Source organism: Wolbachia endosymbiont of Drosophila willistoni, from assembly GCF_040084705.1.
Classification (GTDB): Bacteria; Pseudomonadota; Alphaproteobacteria; order Rickettsiales; family Anaplasmataceae; genus Wolbachia; species Wolbachia pipientis.
Window position 1 is genome coordinate 945,779 of sequence record NZ_CP157591.1, and the last position, 17,759, is coordinate 963,537.

The window sequence follows — 17,759 nt, forward strand, 5'->3', positions numbered from 1 at the left end:
TTAAGTCCCTTTTTTAATTCTCACCACCTCATCTATCATTTCGTTTACTTGGCACATTATCTTGGTTGCTAAATTTTGACATTCTTTCTTTATTAATGATTTGTCTCTCTTCCTTATTTCTTCGATCTCCATTATTTTTAGCTCTGGCATATAGCTCCTATCCAACTTGTCTGCTATTTCTCCCACTAGCCCCTCTATTCCATAGCACGTCAGTTTTCTACTTTTTGTTACTCCACCTTTTGCTCTCAAAAATTTACTTGCCTTTTCACTCTCTTCCCTATCACATAGACAATACTTTTCACTTTCCCATATGTAATACATTGGTGTTGAACCATACTTATTCAGTTGATTAACTTCAGATCCTGCTTTTACTAGCTCTTTTATTATTTCAACTCCTGCTCCTCCTATTTTACATGCAGAGTGCAGTGGCGTACATCCACTGACATATTGAGTGGCATTTATTTCCGCTCCTGACCTTAGCAGTACTTTTACATTTTCTAAACTTTTTGCGAATACTGCACAGTGCAGTGGCGTATAACCATTTTTATCTCTTGCATCGATCTCCGCTCCTTTTTCTATTAATAACCTCACTGTTTTGTGATCGGAATTTTCTACTGCATGGTGCAATACTGTTTCTCCTTTTTCATCCCTTTTATTAATATTTTTAAATCCATTCCTTGATACTTCTTTAAAAAACTTGTTAAAAGATTCTTTCTTTTCTTCGCTGAACCCCATTTCATACCTCACAAAATTATCTTTTCTAGCGCCAGACAAATTTCTTATATTTACCTGCTGCTATTCAAGTTATGTGCGTTTTGGCATAAAAAGGCAAGTCTTTTTTCGCGTAGTACACCTTTTTAACTAAATACTAATATAGTATATGAAGATATAAATATATATGCTTAATGCATTAAACATATTACTTGTTTCTCTTCCCAACCTCTGTTCAAATGACGATGTTCGTGCCACGTTAGTACGCCTGGGTAAAACACTAAAACGTAATTTTCCGGTTCATGTATTGAATCCTTTTGCTCTGAATTTAAATCCCTTTCAAAATGAATATTGTGCTCTGCCACACCAAATATTATAACTTTTTGGTTGGTAAAATCTTCTACTTTGTAGTGGTGAGTAACGCTAAACCTTTCTAAAATTGGCTTGTGTTTTAAATTCCACAGTTGTTCAGATAGTTTATCACTTCCTAGTAAAAATTTACTTCCTTTCTCTTCTCCACTCGTAACCGGAAAACACGCGTTTATTTCTCCTAAGTTCCAGCTATCTGATAATACTATCTGCGCTTTAGCAAACTTAATCTTAGGTAATAAGCTCTGTGGTAGCGGATATAGCGCTTTGAAGTTATACCACACATGATTTCGTTCATAAATACCGTTGTAGTTCTTAGTATGAGGCTCGGTTTCTCCAAGTATTGCTACATCCAAGCGATATATGTCATTGCTTAAAGCTCGTTCATAATGATCGCGTAGATAGTTTTCTACAATCCTAATAACCGGACCATGAGACCTGAAAAATTTACTCTTCCAAATGATAAAACTGGCCCATCTTTTTCTATTTTTACCCCGGAATAATCCGATAATAAACTTCCGAAAAAACTCTCATCCAATATGAACCTGCTAATGTTGTAATAATCGTTAAAAATCCTCATTAGCCTCGATCTTGCAGGCAATGATAGTTTTGCTAGTTCTACTACTGCATCAACGAAGAAGTCATTCGGAACATCTTTTATCCCTATCTGTAGTTCAAAGAAGTGCTTGCCAGATGGTTCTTCGATAATTGTAATATCTTCTATATTTGCCCATTTTAGTGCTATTTTCAGTGAAGCAGGTGTTCCTCTTAAACGCTGAAATTTTATCCCTTTTTTTATCGCCTTTCTTTTGTCTTTTACCCAATGTAGGATTTCTCCTAGCCCATATTCCTCTATTATCCATGGCAACACTTTTTCCCCTTGGCTAAATTTAAACCCTCTGATACAACCAGGATCTACTTTGTAATCTATTGCATCAACCAGCGCTTTTTCCTTTTTTGTTGCGTTTGGCGGTAATAGCATTAATTTAACTCAACATTTAAACTTTTTAAGAAAGCGCACTCATTTCCTTTCACAACTATGTCTTCTCTTGGCTCTATTAATTCCACGTTTTCTACTCCTTCCATAAACAAATTGGCTATTATCCATGATCTTGTTACCTTCCATCCTAATCTTTTCGTTGTTCCAAATTTTTCGATAAATTTCTTCTTCACCGTTTCAATAATATCTGGTCTTTTAATGCTAATTTTACTGTGGATATCTATTTCTATCATATTGCAACTTACCACTTCAACTGTATCTGTTAAAATCCTCACATCCTCCCTGTTTAGCTGATTTTTGACAATTTCTAGTAATTCTTCTTGCAGTGTGGATAATTCTGTGGATAAGATTGAAACTTGTACTTTCCCTGGTATAGGTGATTCTACTAATGCATCCTTTACTCTACTATCTGCTGACAGTGCATGATATCGATAGTGTTCTTTACTTCCTCCCGTGCTCCAGCCTATTATCTTTGCTTTAATTATTTTTCTAAAACGTTCGTCATCTTCTTCTTTCTGCCTCTCCACTCCATAAAATTCAGCTAAATTATCAAGATCTTCTCCTGTCGCAAACTTAAGTAAATTACTCTTTACTGCTTCGTTTATCCTTTGTCTCAGCAAAAGCTCTCTCCAGGCTGCTACTTCTAATACCTTCATCGCTGAGTCACTTTCTACTAATGCCGTAAAACTTTCATCTCGACTTATTAATTCTTCTTTCATACGTGAAAAGATTTCTTCGAAGTTCAGTGGCTCAATAATGTTAGTCTGCTGCATCTTTATACTACAACCTCATCGAAGCGAATCTTTTTCCCCATTGGTACGTACAACCCTTCCAGGTCAAGCGTTACTTTTCCCTCTTTTACTTCTGTCATTTTTACTTTTTCTAATTTAAACCTTTTTTCCCATTTTTCCAAAGCTTCTGCAGTTGCTGCGTAAATTTCTAGTGTTAAATCACGATTAACTGGCTTATCCAATAATTCAAATAGCCTAGACCCGTAATTCCTCATCATAATTCGTGATCCTATAGGAGTCGTAAGTATATCAATTATTGATTGCTTTAAGTGCTCTATTCCTTCTAACGCTTTTCCTGTTTTACCATCCATACCCTTCATTTCTATTTTGCAAAGACGCTTTTACTGCCTTTTATTACTTTTAACCCACAAGATACTGAATCCCCTACTCTTCCTACACCATGACCATTTGCAAACACTGTTTTTGATCCTTGAATCATTACTTTTCCTTCGTTAAAATTGTCTCCTTTCCTACAGACTGGGAAATCATTTACAAAAACATTATTACTGCCGCTAATGCAAAAATGTGGTGTTGCTTCTCCACAATAATCTCCTACTCGCACAACTGATTTATTCATTTTCCAATTAATTAAGTTCTATTCTATCTGCTTTCAGTTTTATTTCGCTCCTTGTCATCTCTATACTTGATTCCCCAGCTTTCAATGTTATTTTGTCCACTACTTCAATCTCTAAATGATGCTTCTCTTTATCATATAACAATCTTGTCCCATCTTGAATTTTTACACTATTTATTTCTTTTTTATTCTCTGGTGCAGGGTATTTTTCCTGATATATTCCTGCTAATACCACCCCTAATGATAGTTCTCCTAGCGCAGAAAGTATAATAACCTGTTCATCGATATCTGGAGGAGACCAATTTCTATCTTTTCCTGCTTTACTTGTTATCCATGGCAACCAATCTGTTAAAAATTCCCCTATTTGCACTTTTACTCTCGCTTTTTCATAATCTACTTCTTTCACAAGCCCAATACGTACAATGTTAGCTAACTTTCTTTGCAACTCTGAAATAGCAAAATTACTTTCCAACATTTATTTCACCGATTTCTATTTTGTGTGGCATAAATTTTCCCTCTTCCCAAATAGATCGACCCAAGTGTACTTCATGCACCCAGTCTACCATCCACACTAAATACGCGTCTAATTCTGGCCTAAATCCGTCAATTTCTGCTGATATAAATTCACCTGGCGAAACATTTTTTACGTTCCAAGTATTTTTATTTACTACTCTCGCAACCTCAGCAGCTAATTCTCTGACAATAATAGCTGCATTCTCTATTGTGCTATCAATCACAATTCGTGCCTCAAATCTTGCTTTCAGGGCTAATTCTTCTGTTCCTGAATCTTTTCCTTGCTCTAAACTTGACAATTCCACAAATACCGCTGGTGCTACTATTTCCCTTCTTATCATTGGATATATTTCACATGTCTGTATCGCTGGTATTTCTTTCTTCAACATTCTGCAAATTGCTTTGTGCAACTCAATTAAAATCATACTTTTACAATATAGTTTAATTCACGCTCAAAATATTTCTCAAATATCCCTTCTGTTTCATAATTAACTAGCTCCTTTATTATTTTTGATGCTTCTGGTTCCAGTCCTAATTTTACCTCTTGTATTGGCAAAGCTGTTCTTCCTTCACGCCTAAAAACACCACTATTTCCTCTTGGCATTGTTGCCATAAATCCTCCTATAAACTTATGTTTTCCTACTTTCGCTCCTTTTCTTGTTTGTCTCATCTTGCCAATTGCTGATACCCTAATATCATATAAATTTGCTCTCATTAATACATCTAACCTACTTGTCTTAGCCTTAAAAATTCTTAGCCTTTTTCTCATTACCGTTAATTTTATCTTCTTTTCCTCACTAATTTCCTTAGCTGCTTGCGTTTTTAACCATAGTGCTGTTTTGTTCAATGCCCTCACCGCTGCTTTTTCCACTTTTTTCCTTTCAGCATTTACATTTTCAATTACCTTATTAATATTATCGGTAACTTCTATATTAATAGACATTTTACACCCCCGATGCTTGAATTTTCCATACCATTCCTGAATTATCTCTAAGTGGTGGTGTGTGTACTCTGTATCTACAACTACCTATGGAAAAAGTATCTCCTACCATTGGCTTTAATACATCAAACACACTTACTTCCAACAATAAAATTTCTCCTACAAATTGTCCTTCACCAATCTCGTATAATTTATCTGGCTGTTGCTTTAGTACTTGTACCATATATGACTTATCCTTTGATTCATACAAAGCTACTTTTCCTAAATGGGCAAAACAATCTTGCAATAATCTCTTAATATTTTCTTGCATATTTTTCTGCTATATACTAACCTTTACATGCTAAGAAGGGGCACACAGGTAAAGCATTCTTCTGCCTCACCACTTTATAGTTGCTCTACCTGTGTTGTTATGTTACAACGACTTTTACTAATACTCCCGGTCTATGGCACATTGGCAAAGAATTTGACTGAGTATGTAAATCGGTCCCTCTATCAAATCTTCTTGGCTCTTGTTTCGCGTAAAGTGGCTGTCCAAGAGTATTTACTGTCTCATTAAAGTCTGCTGGTGCAAAATACGTTGTAAATGTGCTCGCTGTTCCTAGTGGAAAACAGTTTCCACTTTCTCTTTCTATAAATCTTCTTACGGTTCCTTCAGGGTCGGTTGCTTGCCCTCTATACTCTTCAAATGTTATTCCACAGAACGTAAATCCTGATCTCATGTCATTCCTCAGCGCTGCTCCTTCTTGCCATCTTTCATATGCCTCTTTCACTTTACTATGCGAAATTAGTGCATCAAAAAACTCTGGACTTACCAGTGCATGAATCCCCGTCATATATTCACCACTTAAATTGTCCTCAACATGGCGCAATACTTCCAGACACTTACGCTTTACATCGGTTGTCGCAGTCCCCAATGCAAAATTTACTACTTTTGGTGTAATTTCAAATTCGTTGTAAAGGTTTAATAACTCCGACCCATCAGCATCAAGAATGATTCCCTTCAGCGCTCCCATTCTCAAATGTTCTAACGTTATTGCGTGTTTATTTCTCATTAGCTGCAAATGATCAGTTATTACATCTGCCAATGCTTTCAGTTCACTTTCTGACCCAAATGCCCTTATTCCCTGTACTTCCTCAGGCAACACTACGTCATCATGTGGTATATGTGGAATGGTAAAAGTTCTTATTTTTCGTTTTCCACGTTTTCCTACTGTTGCTGGTGCTCCTGGTAACTGCGTTGGTAGTAAACTTAATACTCCATTTTGCTCCTCTATAGTAATATGTCTAAATCTTACTGACCTACTTGGAAACAAATTTAAATTTTCAACTCGTCCATAATTTATCGGCAATATATTTATCGCATTTGTTAGTGCCGTCATGCTAAATGCTGTATTTGTAAATGGATTTTGCATTTTTTCTTTTCCCCCTTTTGTATTTTTAATAGTTTTTTTAAGCTCCCTTGCGGATAATGATCCCTCGTCCTTCAAGGTGCTTTATTGCTGCAGTTTTCTGCTCTTCAATGATATTTGCTGGCCATACAACTGCATGATCTGCTAGTATTGCACCACGAGCAATAATTACTCCTTTACTATTTTCCTTTGCGTTTACATCGCTTGCTATCACTCCTATAGCCGTTTGTGTCCCATCTGTGGCAGTTGGATTTAAAGCTTTAATAAAACCATCTTTAGTATCATAACCAACTACTTTTCCCAGCTTTAGATTTTGTCCCTTGGCTACTGTTATTTGATCTCTTGAATATAGGTTGGACACTTCATATTTCAGAAGATCGCCTAAATTATTTCCTTCAGTTATACTTATCATGTCTTTTTCTCTCCTTTTTTTATTTTTTTACCGCCATATTTGTGGTTGTTATACACGGCGGTTATACACATACTTTAAATGTTTGATTGCGCACGACTTTTCGCTACCTGCATCATCAACTCTTCTCCTGAATTCTGTGGTATTGCACTTAGTATTTCTGTCTTCTTCGTTCGCTCTGCAAGTAACTCCATTAAAACTTCCCTGGCTTGCTCAACACTTACGCTTTGCTCAATAAATTCTCCTATCTTTTCTGGCATTCGTGATAAGTTACATAAACGTATTAATTCAAGAACTTCAGTACGATACTTAGTTAAATTGTCAGTTTCTAGGTCATTTGTAGTTTTTTCATTCATAGTAATATCCCCTTTTTTATTAATAGATTTAAACTCTGAAAGAATTGTAATTCCATCTGCAAGACCTATTTCTACTGCTTTCTCGCCAAAATATAGCCCTGCTTCTGTTGATTTTATTGCCTCTACAGAAAGGTTTCTATTGCGTGCTATTAGCTCAACCAGCATTCCATATAAACGATTCACTTCGCTTTTTAGGCTTTCTAAACTCTCAGAAGTTATTGGCTCATGTGGATTTAAATCATTTTTTCTACTTCCTGCAAATACTGTCGTATATTTTATTCCCTGTTTTTCATCAAACCCACTTTGATCTATATGACTTGCTATTACTCCTATGCTTCCAACTCCTGAAGTTCTAGTTACCAATACTTTTTCAGCACTTGATGCAATTGCATACGCCGCAGAATACGCATCATCATTTGCTATTGCCACAATCCTCTTTTTTCTCCTTGCTTGGTAAATAAAGTCGGAAAGGTCGAATAAACCGTTTACTTCTCCTCCGGGGCTGTCTATGTCCAAAATTATTGTTTCTACTTCTTTATCTATTAAAGCTTCTTCTATCTCTTCACTTATCTTCTCATACGATGTCATCCCCAATACATCATCAAAAACTTCTGACTTTTTCGTCAAGATTCCATGTATTGGTATTATTCCTCTTTCACTATTTCTTACCGCATGTTTTATATTTTTAAAGATAGGCTGCTTTCCTGTTTGTAGTGACAGTAATTCAAAACTCCTTGGTTCTACCATTACACATCTGTTTAGCCATATCGCTTGGTTTTTCATATTATCTCTTGATTAGTAGTAACGTCGGAATCAAAACTTAAACCCAAGGAACTAGCACGTCTTTGATCTTCTGCAATTTCTTGGTCTATTTCTTCTACATCATAACCTAGCTCTGAAACCACTTCTGATCGACTCTTAAATCCATTTCTTACTGCCATTTGTTGTGCTTGCTGGTCTTTTAAAGGATCCACCAATCAAATCCCTGTGGTATCCATTTTACTTCTTCTTTCGCTGCTTTTGCTACTTTTTTATCTATACTCAGTTCTCCACAGAGTACTGCTAATTCTAGCCATCTACTCCATACTGGTCTGCAAAATTGAAATACCATAATGTTGTGTTGCAGCATAGCACATCTACGACGAAACTCTATTAATCCTGCTCGAATGGATGAATAATTAACGCCCGTTAAATCTCCTGTTAGTTGCTCATATGTTATCCCTGTGCCTATTGCTATTGCCCTCAGCTGCTGTCTCATGAATGCTTCATAACTTCCTCCTACATCAGATGGCTCTGAAAATTTTATGTCTTCTCCTGGGTCTAAAAGCTGCATTGTTCCTGGCTCTAAACCTGATAGTGCTACCCCTTGCTCATTACTTTCACCTTCTCCTAAAATATTTGCTTCAGGATCGAGCCTTGTAATAAACCCTGCAAACATCGCTGCTGTCTTTTTTCTCACTAATTCTGCATCATCATATTGATCAAGTTCATAGAGCTTTAGCAGTATACTCGAAAGCCATGGCTCTCCTCTAATTTGCCCAGGTCTCAGTGGTTTATAGATATGTAAAACATCGTTTGCTGGTACTCTCACTGATTCGCCAAATGACCCTTCTCCTGGATGTTCTCTAAATAAGTAATATGCTTCTCTTTGCCCAAGCCTGTTAAACTCAATCCCGTTTCTTATTACATTACCATTTCCTAAAGTTTGATTTGTTTTATTATCTAAATGTTCAGACTCAAGTACTTGCAGTTGTAATGGTACAGAAAATCTATCTTCCAGCTTTCTCGTTCTTAAACGTACAAAACATTCTCCTCCCTCTATCATACTTCTGCACACTAGAGCTTGTAATCCATAAAAATCACTTACTCCGTTACTGTCTGCTTCATCTGTCCATCTTAGCCATAATTCTTGCACCTTCTTTCGAAATTCTCCATCTCTTGCTTTTGATTGCGGCTTTATTCCTGTTCCAATAGAGTTACTTACTATTGTATCAATGATATTTGTTGCATACGGATTTTTTCTCACCATATCACGTGATCTACTACGTAAAGTTTCAAGGTTTTGAGACAGCAAATTGTTTATACTTCCTAACTCTGGTTGAAAGTGAAAAAATCTTCTTCCTGAGCCTGCAGCATCCCAGGCTGAGCTTTTTATCTTTGGTTTGTTAAATAGTTGTTTGAATGATTTTAATAACATTTTGCCTCTTTGATTATGCAACAAGTTGTTGCACAATTTGACATTGAAAAATTATAGCAAGTTGCTAGAGAATTTGGTCAACAGATTGTATGTAGAGAGTCATTACTCTGGACTACGTTTATAAATTTCTTTTCGATGTCCTATTGCTGCAATTTTGACCATGTGCTCTGAGTTATCTATTAAGTATATGACTCGATAATCGCCAACACGCAACCTAAAGTAGCCTACCCATTTATGCGATAAAGCCTCACCTACTTTATCAGGAATAATTGTGAGACGTTTTTCTATAGCTTTTTGCACCCTTAACCGTATTGTTTTCGGAAGAGAAGGAAGATCTTCGGTATCTACACCTTCTAAATAACCAATTTGGTAAATTATTCCCACTTGATATCTTCATGTCTAATTATTTTTGCTCCAGGAACATTACGTTTAGCAGCAAGTTCAAGTAGAGCTATTTCTCCTTCATCCATTTCGTCACCTTCAGATAGTTTACTTACCTCAAGTTCTTCTTCTACTAGATCTTTTACAATTTCTTCAATAGTTCTATTTTGAACTTTTGCCATTTCTGTAAGATACTGAGCAAATTCCCCCTCAAAATTTACATTAACATTAAGCCTTCCTTGACTTTGATCCATATTATTCACTGTAAGATATCAACTCTAAACTATAACATTTTTACATAATTTTGTCAACCCCTTTATTTGTTGAAAAAACAATTTTTCTCTTTGGCTTCATACCTGCAATTTTCAATTCAGCCTTAATACGTTGCCGTAGATTCAGTAAGTCATTTATCTGAACTTCAGCATATCTCACCACATGGTCACCATATGCAATTGATACTACTCTTTCGCCACTCTGAAGCTTCTTTATCGCTTCTTCGACTTGAAACAAATACTCTTCGTTATACATTCTCCAACCACTTACTCTGTCTTACTTTTTTAGGTTTTTTGCTTTCTGGTTTTTCACCTAAACTATTCCATTTACTCTCTGGCCAACGATCGATTCCAAGTGCAATAGATGCTGCTCTTGCGTAAATTCGGCAATCTAGTACTTCATTTCTCTCTCTTACCTTTTGCCACTCTTGTTTGGTATATCCTTTCACTACTTTACTGACTAATTGCTCTGCCGTTAGCTGCTTAAAATATTCAGGTGCATACTCCGGAAAATGACAATATCCTGCTGGAGCTTCTTCACCTTCTTTTAAAACATTAAGTAATTGAAAAAGCTCTGATTTTAATATCGATACTCCTACTGGCCAGAGCTTTATTCCTCTTTTTAGCTTTTGACCACCAACTGTTATATCTACTCTACTTGGGCTGCTAAGTGGTACTAGTGCTTTATTTACACCTTTCACTGCCATTACTCTTCCAGAGCCCTGATGACCTCTTACCCAATTGTATACTTCTTGCGTTGCATATCCAGCATCTACTGCCATCATACTTATCATATATTCAAGCCCATTTTCACCGATAAAATGATGATTTAAGAGCTCGGAGAGTTTTCCCCATACTTCCCCACCTCCTGTATCTCCTTCAAATACTTGGTAGTCTATTGACCAATTTTCACGACTTTTTCCCCATGCTACAACTTCTACTTCTAACCGATCTTTTTGAACATCTACTCCTGCAGTAAGTACCACTTCTCTCCTAGGTACTGTGCCTATGGGAAAAAATTCTCTCCTGTTAAATAATTGCTTCCAGTCTGGTACTTCTCCTTTATCTACCCAAGTTTCTCCTAAGGTGGTATTTATCCATACTTTTAGTAATTGTTCACTTTCTTTTGCATGAAGAAAATCTTCTACTGCTTGAGTCCAGCTATACCAGCCTACTGGACTATAAAGACTTGAAAGATGAAATCCTTTTTTCTCACCTTTTACTCTATTAGTAGGTCTCCATTCTCCACGCTCAAGCATCTCTGTCTTTTGATGATTTTCTATTTTGCCGCTACATTCAGTGCAGACATAATGTGCTGTTCTTGAGTCGTTGTTTTCCCATTTAATTTGTGACCATTTTAGAACTTGATAGTAATTACAATACGGACATGGTACAAAAAAGTACTGCTTATCTGTTGCTTCAAATTCTTTCTCAATTCTGCTTATTCCATGAATCGTTGGTGTTGATACTAAAAAAATCTTTCGCCGTGCAAATGTATTAGTTCGAGCAATACTGAGCAGCACTGGATCTCCTTCACCACCTGAATCTCCTGGATAGGCGTCTATTTCATCAAGAAAGAGATATTTTACTGGCATAGATCTCAGTGCTACACTGCTATTTGCTCCGGTTATTACTACTATTCCACCTGGAAATTCCTTACTTTGTACAGTATTGCCTGAGTCTCTTGACCTTGGGTCTTTTACTTTACTCTTTAAACATGGCGTACTCTCTATTAACGGCGCAAATCTTCCTTTTGACCAACGCTTTCCCATTTCAACTGTTGGCTGCACAACTAACATTGGACCAGGAGTCTGATCTATAATATAGCCTATCCAATTGTTACCAGCTTCTGTTCCTCCAATCTGCGCTCCTTTCATGAATACTACTTTTTCTGCTGGTGAGGACGGAGAAAGTGAATCCATGATTTCTTTTAAATAAGGAGTTCTTTCTGTTCTCCATTTACCTGGCTCTGATGCTGCAGTTGGCGCTAAAACTCGATACTCATTCGCCCACTCTGACACTTTAAGTAGTGGATCTGGCTTTAAACCTTCAGAAAAAGATGTAGCATATATCATATCGCTAGCTCTTCACCATCATTAGATGATACCTCAACATCACTTAAAATAGAACTGCACTCACTTGTTTTCTCACTTTCGAGTTCAATAAACATTTTCTTTTCAAGTGCTTCTTCTATGTACTTCTGAGTTAAATTACTCATTGCTATTGCAGCTATGAGCGCAACTATTCCCACCATTACCGCAGCTATAATGTTAGGGTAAATTCCCACTATCACTATTGCACATACTGTTATAGAAACACAGACGATATTGATATATTTCTTTATTTTTTTGTCTGCTATTTTCCTTTCTTCAAAATATTTATTGCTCAATAAATGAAATGTTGGAAAGTTCTTCTGTCTTCCAAATAACACTATTTCCTTCTCTTTGCTCAGTAATTTTATTAATTTTGCGTTGTTCGTTATTATTGCATACTGAAAAACATCCGTGGCATCTGCTCCTCTCTTTAGCAACAACTTTACTACGTTAAAGTGACCATGCTTTACAGCAACATAAATTCCCGTTTTTCCACTCTCATCTACAGCATCTATTTCAACTCCTTCACCAAGAATACCGTCTATTAGGTCTTCATATCCTTTTCTGGCAGCTAAATGAAGCAAACTGTTTTTATCAGCTCCGTATCTATTACTTGCTAAAATCTTTACTATATCTAATCTATTTGCTTCTTTTGCATAACAAAATGGTGTCTTGCCATTATCATCCTTAATTAAAGGATCTATATCTTCTCGCGTTAGTAAAACTTCTATTGTTTTCAGCCTTTCAGCATAATGTAGTGGCGTTTTATTTTCATAATCTTGTAAGTTAACCCCAGCATTAGGAACATTTATTAAGCATCTTACAATATCTAAACATAAGTCCCTTTCGTCGTAATTACTACTACTTATAGCTACGTGCAAAGAAGATAATTTCATTGCATTTCTGCCGCTGCCAACTACATTAACATTCGCACCAAGATTTGAAAGTAATTTTACTACTCCTAGCTTCTTGTTGTTTACTGCATAATGAATTGCTGCATGATTTCTCGCATCAAGAACATCTTTGTCCGCATTTCCTTCTCTAATTAAAATTTCTACTATTTGTTCATGCCCAGCTCCTGCCGCTAAGTGTAACGGTGTATGTAGTAAAGCATTCTGCTCATTAACATTAGTCCCTTTGTCGAGTAAAAACCTTACAGCATTTGCTTCATTCAACATCGCAGCTAAGTGAAGTAAGCTATCTTTCTCCAATCCATATTTGTGATTGATTAGTGCTTGTAATATCTCTTCTCTTGCACAATCCAGCGCACTTTTACCATTATCATCAGTGATCAGTGGATTAATATTTTTCCTATTTAGTAAGAGAGCAACCATACTAAGCTCGTTAATTTCTACTGCATAATGTAGTGGGGTTTTCCCATTTAATCCTCTAACATTTACATCCACTCCTGGTTGATTAATAAGACACTTTATTAATTCTAAACTTAAGTTAGCAGACATTATTTAAAACTTAATATTAGATAATTCTTGTAATGAGTTTGTAATCTCTTCGGTTAGCGCCATATGAATCTTTTCAGTGTCACTCAGTGATGCAAGCAGTGCTGAAACTCTATTTGGAATATTAAGCAAATTATTACGTACAACTCTTGCTACATTAAATGCATCGCGCTTTACTTCCTCTACTGCTACAAGTTCACCAATCTCAGCCTTAGCTTTCGCCTCAAGAAGTTTACCTCGTTCCATTTCATTTTTTATTCGAGCTTTTAGCAACATCGTGGAAAGGTTACTTGTATTTTCGTTTTCTGGATTTTTCCTCCTAAGTGGCTGACTTGGATCTCTTATTGCCGCTACTGCTTCATTTGCTTGTTCTCTATTTACCAAACCATTCTCCAACTCAATTATTCCTTTTTTTACTAAATAACAGACATATTGCTTTGAAACTCCTATCTCTCTTGCCCATTCCGTTTGTGTGATCTTTTCCACTTCTTTTGCCCCTTTATTGCTGTTTTTCTTCTTGAATTTGTGCAAAAGTTTTGCCAGTACCAGAAAGAATTGCTTCCCTACCTGTGTATACTTGCCAACGTTTTATCGTTACATCTACAAATTTTGAATCTAGCTCTATTGTTCTGCAAATTCTTCCTGTTCTCTCACATGCAATCAGTGTGCTGCCAGAACCGCTAAATGGATCAAGTACAGTATCCCCAGGTCTGCTGCTATTAACTATTGCTTTCTCCATTAGCTCTACTGGCTTCATTGTTGGGTGCAGTGAGTTATGTATTGGCTTATCATAAAACCATAGATCACTTTGATTTCTACCTCCATGCCACTCACGTTTATTGCCGCTTTTCCATCCATAGAGCATTGCTTCGTATTGTCTTTGATAATCAGACCTGCCTAGCGTAAAATGATTCTTTGCCCAAATGATAAATGTTGACCATTTTCCTCCTGCTTCCTCAAATGCTTTTTGCAGCGTTGAAAACTCTGATGATGATATGCAGATGTAAATTGCTCCTTTCGTATATGCTAAAATATTGGAACAGATGTCGTAGAGAAAAAGCTCATACTTTTCACCTTGATTATCATTCAATATTTTTTTATCTTCTCTCTCCTGGCTACTACCATAATCAACGTTATATGGAGGATCACAAACAGTAATATCTGCCATTTTATCATCTAATACTGCTTTAAATGATTCAACTACGCAGCTATCACCGCAATAGATTCTATGATCACCTAAAATCCATAAATCCCCTGGTTTTGCTATTTCTACCTTTTTATCAATTAACTCCAAAACTCCTCTTTCTACTTCTTCTTTCCCATCAAAATCATCGAGAAAACGTTGAACTTTTTCCAATTCAAATCCAGTCATTTTAAGATCAAACTGCAAATCTTCTAACTCTTGAATTTCCACTTTCAAAAGCTCATCGTCCCACTTTGCCCAGTTAGCTGATTGATTTGCCAGTAACCGAAAATTTAGTTTGTGGTTCATTTAAATTATCACTTAAGACCACTGGAATACTCTCCATACCAAGTTTTCTTGCTGCTTTAAGTCTTAAATGACCATCAACCACAGTTCCATCGCTTTTTGCAACTATTGGTATACGAAAGCCAAATTCCCTGATTGAAGCACACATTCTATTTACTACATCATCATTTTTACGAGGATTACGCTTATATTCGACGAGGTTTTCAACAGGATAGTAGTGGATTGCTAAATTCATATAATTTAAATCCTTAATAATTAAAAAGTTAATATTCAAAATATCTCTGACGCTAAAGAAGGCCTGGGGTTGAACCCACCAAATCCGCCATTCTGGCTGAAAGGACCCACTTTTTATGGATTTTTCGTCTTATTAATATCTTTACTAATATAGAACATTAATGCCAAAGCATCGGCCTCATTATCATCTCTAGGTGAAAAACTTTTTTCACGTATCGCTTCAATAACTTCACTCTTACTTGCATTGCCTTTGCCTGCTATAAAGCGTTTTATAGTTTTAACATTAACACCTTGGTAGGGAATATTGTTCTCTTCACACCAAGCAGACAGCACTGCAAGAAACCCACCGTAGCAATGGGCTGCATCAGTTCCTAAATGTCTTCTCACCTCCTCAAAGTACACTGCAGAAATGTCTTTCAAAGAATTGAGCCAATTGCAAAAGTTTAAGAAACACATTCCACCTCCGCTGAAACGACTACCATGAAAGCTTTTGCTCCCACTTTCAATTATTCCATCTGTTAGAATTGCCCAGCCTGTTTGCTTGCCGAGATCTAGCGTTAAGATTGACGTACAAAAACTCCTTTGTGTAATTAAAGTTCAATGCCCTGTATAATATATATGTACGATGACTCGCAAATTCGTCCGCAATTTTGAAAAAAAATTAAAAAAAATTTCATATCCTGCCATTTGAGTTTTTACTTATCTTAATAACTATTTTACATAACTTATATTACGCCAATATTTATATTATTATATTATCATATATTATATTTTACCTGTATTTAAATATATATATAATATATATAAGACTTCAGTAATCCGTAAATCCTCTTCACTGGCCGATTTTAGCCACTTAACTTTAGAAACGGCTTTTAGGAATAGAACATAAAAAAGACAATATTATCAATAACTTAACGATTACTGCTTTCTGAAATACTAATTAGTAATTCAGAAATTAGGTACGAAATTGGTAGTTTTTTACCTATGAAAAAGTAGCTTCAGTAGTGTATCAAAACGTTTAAATCTTATTTTAATTTTTAAAGATTTTATTCTTTTAGATAAAAAAATTATTACTACTTTTTTATAATAAATTAGTCATACAAAGTCTTGGTAAAAATCTCTATTCATGAAACTTTTGGAGTTTTTATGAAGAATTCTTATCAAGGAATCGATTCTACAATTGTTAAACATGTGAGATTTCAAGCTTCGCGCCTTAAATCCAAAAGCTGTTTTATTAACGAAAGTCTTGAAGATATAGAACAAGAGCTTTTTTGTCAGGTTTGGCAATATCTTAACCGGCACGATGAGAAAAGAAGTAGTTTTAGTACTTTCGTTGCTAGATTAGCTAATTATTGTGCTCGCAATATGTTACGCAATCAGTTATGTCTAAAACGTAATATAACTTTTGATGATATAAACGACGATATTCCAGATCATAGGAACTCGGAAATCGAAGCGATAATTCGCACTGATATAAATAATATAATTTCAACTTTGTCTGAAAAAGATAGTAATTTATGTCAATTACTTAAGGTATTTACTATTACTGAAGTTTCTGTAATAACCAAAAATACCAAAGACAACTATCTATCGCACACTAGAACGAATACGCAATAAATTCTCAGTTTTAGAGAAGTTATAAGCTCTCGATTATATTTGCTCAAAATTTTTTTTTTGCAAATTGCGGACGAATTGCCTAGGTCATCGTACATATATATTTAGGTACTGGGAGAAAAATGAAAATAATGAACAGCAATGAACGGCTAAAAGTTCAAACAGGTATAAAAATGGTCATCTTTGGTCCTTATGGTATAGGTAAAACTAGTCTCTTAAAGACCATAAATGAACCAACACTTTGTCTTGATTTTGAGGCAGGTTTACTTGCTGTTCAAGATTGGCAAGGGGATTCTGTAAGTATTCGTACTTGGAATGAGGCAAGAGATATTGCATGTCTCATAGGTGGTCCTAATCCTGCGTTAAAATCTGACTCAGCGTATAGCCAAAGACACTATGAGCATGTATCCAGTAAATACAAAGAGCTTTCTTCAGAGTTTCTCAAGTATCGATGTGTTTTTATCGATAGTATTACAGTAGCCTCTCGTTTATGTCTATTATGGGCAAAAATGCAACCTGAAGCTTTTTCTGAAAGATCAGGAAAACAAGATATGAGAGCTGCTTACGGGTTACTTGCTCAAGAGATGATGGCTTGGCTCAATCAGTTTCAACATATTCCAAATAAAGACATCATTACAGTTGGAACTCTTGGACAATACCTCGATGATTTCAATCGCTCGACTTGGCTACCTCAATGTGAAGGAGCTAAAACTGCAAGTGAAATTCCTGGGATAGTTGACGAAGTAATTAGTATGGTTGGAATCAAGAAAGATGATGGTACAGAGGTTCGTTCATTTGTCTGTCAGACGATTAATTCTTGGGGATATCCTGCTAAAGATCGAAGTGGTTGCCTTAATATGGTTGAAGAACCGCATCTAGGAAAACTTCTTACAAAAATTAAAACTAAAGCTTTTGCAATTCAACCTGTCACGCCCAACATATAGGAGGTT

At 35.9% G+C, this 17,759-nt stretch carries 20 protein-coding genes and 3 pseudogenes; 2 read left to right on the forward strand and 21 right to left on the reverse strand.

The features are described from left to right. From ABL518_RS04785 to ABL518_RS04885, 21 genes and pseudogenes are all read right to left on the reverse strand, one after another. Nucleotides 1-735, reverse strand: a complete 735-nt coding sequence (locus ABL518_RS04785) for an ankyrin repeat domain-containing protein (RefSeq protein ID WP_095742654.1) — start codon at nucleotides 733-735, stop codon at nucleotides 1-3. Nucleotides 736-902: 167 nt separating this feature from the next. Further along, a pseudogene (locus ABL518_RS04790) lies at nucleotides 903-2,062 on the reverse strand (phage tail protein). Next, nucleotides 2,062-2,853 (reverse strand): baseplate J/gp47 family protein, encoded by a 792-nt coding sequence (locus ABL518_RS04795; RefSeq protein WP_012673194.1) that lies wholly within the window; start codon nucleotides 2,851-2,853, stop codon nucleotides 2,062-2,064. The pseudogene ABL518_RS04790 and the gene ABL518_RS04795 overlap by 1 nt, the downstream one beginning before the upstream one ends. A gap of 2 nt (nucleotides 2,854-2,855) precedes the next feature. Further along, complete coding sequence (locus ABL518_RS04800) at nucleotides 2,856-3,191, reverse strand: GPW/gp25 family protein (protein WP_007552425.1); 336 nt, start codon at nucleotides 3,189-3,191, stop codon at nucleotides 2,856-2,858. A gap of 2 nt (nucleotides 3,192-3,193) precedes the next feature. Further along, nucleotides 3,194-3,448 (reverse strand): PAAR domain-containing protein, encoded by a 255-nt coding sequence (locus ABL518_RS04805; RefSeq protein ID WP_010082105.1) that lies wholly within the window; start codon nucleotides 3,446-3,448, stop codon nucleotides 3,194-3,196. 7 nt (nucleotides 3,449-3,455) lie between these two features. Further along, nucleotides 3,456-3,920: a phage baseplate assembly protein V gene (locus ABL518_RS04810; RefSeq protein ID WP_012673195.1), complete on the reverse strand. Its 465-nt coding sequence runs from the start codon at nucleotides 3,918-3,920 to the stop codon at nucleotides 3,456-3,458. Next, nucleotides 3,907-4,383: a hypothetical protein gene (locus ABL518_RS04815; RefSeq protein WP_010962732.1), complete on the reverse strand. Its 477-nt coding sequence runs from the start codon at nucleotides 4,381-4,383 to the stop codon at nucleotides 3,907-3,909. The genes ABL518_RS04810 and ABL518_RS04815 overlap by 14 nt, the downstream gene beginning before the upstream one ends. Next, the gene (locus ABL518_RS04820) at nucleotides 4,380-4,901 is read right to left on the reverse strand and encodes a phage tail protein (RefSeq protein WP_006280676.1); all 522 of its coding nucleotides are present in this window, start codon (nucleotides 4,899-4,901) and stop codon (nucleotides 4,380-4,382) included. The genes ABL518_RS04815 and ABL518_RS04820 overlap by 4 nt, the downstream gene beginning before the upstream one ends. 1 nt (nucleotide 4,902) lies before the next feature. Continuing rightward, on the reverse strand, nucleotides 4,903-5,208 hold the full coding sequence (locus tag ABL518_RS04825; protein WP_007550857.1) for a hypothetical protein: 306 nt from the start codon (nucleotides 5,206-5,208) through the stop codon (nucleotides 4,903-4,905). Nucleotides 5,209-5,305: 97 nt separating this feature from the next. After that, complete coding sequence (locus ABL518_RS04830) at nucleotides 5,306-6,310, reverse strand: major capsid protein (RefSeq protein ID WP_006280204.1); 1,005 nt, start codon at nucleotides 6,308-6,310, stop codon at nucleotides 5,306-5,308. A gap of 37 nt (nucleotides 6,311-6,347) precedes the next feature. Next, nucleotides 6,348-6,719 carry a head decoration protein gene (locus ABL518_RS04835; protein ID WP_010082142.1) on the reverse strand — a complete coding sequence of 124 codons (372 nt, stop codon included), beginning with the start codon at nucleotides 6,717-6,719 and terminating at the stop codon, nucleotides 6,348-6,350. 74 nt (nucleotides 6,720-6,793) lie between these two features. Beyond that, nucleotides 6,794-7,855, reverse strand: coding sequence for a S49 family peptidase (locus ABL518_RS04840; RefSeq protein ID WP_006280203.1), 1,062 nt, complete (start codon nucleotides 7,853-7,855; stop codon nucleotides 6,794-6,796). After that, nucleotides 7,852-9,269: pseudogene (locus ABL518_RS04845) on the reverse strand (phage portal protein). Before ABL518_RS04845 ends, ABL518_RS04840 begins: the two are co-directional and overlap by 4 nt. A gap of 102 nt (nucleotides 9,270-9,371) precedes the next feature. After that, a complete protein-coding gene (locus ABL518_RS04850) occupies nucleotides 9,372-9,653 on the reverse strand; it encodes a type II toxin-antitoxin system RelE family toxin (protein ID WP_010962706.1) in 282 nt (93 codons plus the stop codon). Further along, nucleotides 9,644-9,904, reverse strand: a complete 261-nt coding sequence (locus ABL518_RS04855; protein WP_012673197.1) for a hypothetical protein — start codon at nucleotides 9,902-9,904, stop codon at nucleotides 9,644-9,646. Before ABL518_RS04855 ends, ABL518_RS04850 begins: the two co-directional genes overlap by 10 nt. Nucleotides 9,905-9,944: 40 nt before the next feature. Further along, nucleotides 9,945-10,178, reverse strand: coding sequence for a gpW family head-tail joining protein (locus ABL518_RS04860; RefSeq protein WP_010082190.1), 234 nt, complete (start codon nucleotides 10,176-10,178; stop codon nucleotides 9,945-9,947). Continuing rightward, nucleotides 10,171-11,997 carry a phage terminase large subunit family protein gene (locus ABL518_RS04865; protein WP_010082189.1) on the reverse strand — a complete coding sequence of 609 codons (1,827 nt, stop codon included), beginning with the start codon at nucleotides 11,995-11,997 and terminating at the stop codon, nucleotides 10,171-10,173. Before ABL518_RS04865 ends, ABL518_RS04860 begins: the two co-directional genes overlap by 8 nt. Continuing rightward, nucleotides 11,994-13,475 carry an ankyrin repeat domain-containing protein gene (locus ABL518_RS04870; RefSeq protein ID WP_010082188.1) on the reverse strand — a complete coding sequence of 494 codons (1,482 nt, stop codon included), beginning with the start codon at nucleotides 13,473-13,475 and terminating at the stop codon, nucleotides 11,994-11,996. Before ABL518_RS04870 ends, ABL518_RS04865 begins: the two co-directional genes overlap by 4 nt. A gap of 3 nt (nucleotides 13,476-13,478) precedes the next feature. Next, nucleotides 13,479-13,958 (reverse strand): hypothetical protein, encoded by a 480-nt coding sequence (locus tag ABL518_RS04875; protein ID WP_095742855.1) that lies wholly within the window; start codon nucleotides 13,956-13,958, stop codon nucleotides 13,479-13,481. 13 nt (nucleotides 13,959-13,971) lie between these two features. Continuing rightward, nucleotides 13,972-15,196: pseudogene (locus tag ABL518_RS04880) on the reverse strand (DNA modification methylase). 113 nt (nucleotides 15,197-15,309) lie between these two features. Then, on the reverse strand, nucleotides 15,310-15,759 hold the full coding sequence (locus ABL518_RS04885) for a crossover junction endodeoxyribonuclease RuvC (RefSeq protein ID WP_038228276.1): 450 nt from the start codon (nucleotides 15,757-15,759) through the stop codon (nucleotides 15,310-15,312). Between the two features lie 582 nt (nucleotides 15,760-16,341). On the opposite strand from ABL518_RS04885, the gene ABL518_RS04890 reads away from it, so the two are divergent. Together ABL518_RS04890 and ABL518_RS04895 are read left to right on the forward strand one after the other, a co-directional pair. Beyond that, a complete protein-coding gene (locus ABL518_RS04890; RefSeq protein WP_251371784.1) occupies nucleotides 16,342-16,812 on the forward strand; it encodes an RNA polymerase sigma factor in 471 nt (156 codons plus the stop codon). A gap of 119 nt (nucleotides 16,813-16,931) precedes the next feature. Next, complete coding sequence (locus ABL518_RS04895) at nucleotides 16,932-17,753, forward strand: ATP-binding protein (RefSeq protein WP_010082113.1); 822 nt, start codon at nucleotides 16,932-16,934, stop codon at nucleotides 17,751-17,753. Nucleotides 17,754-17,759 lie beyond the last annotated feature (6 nt).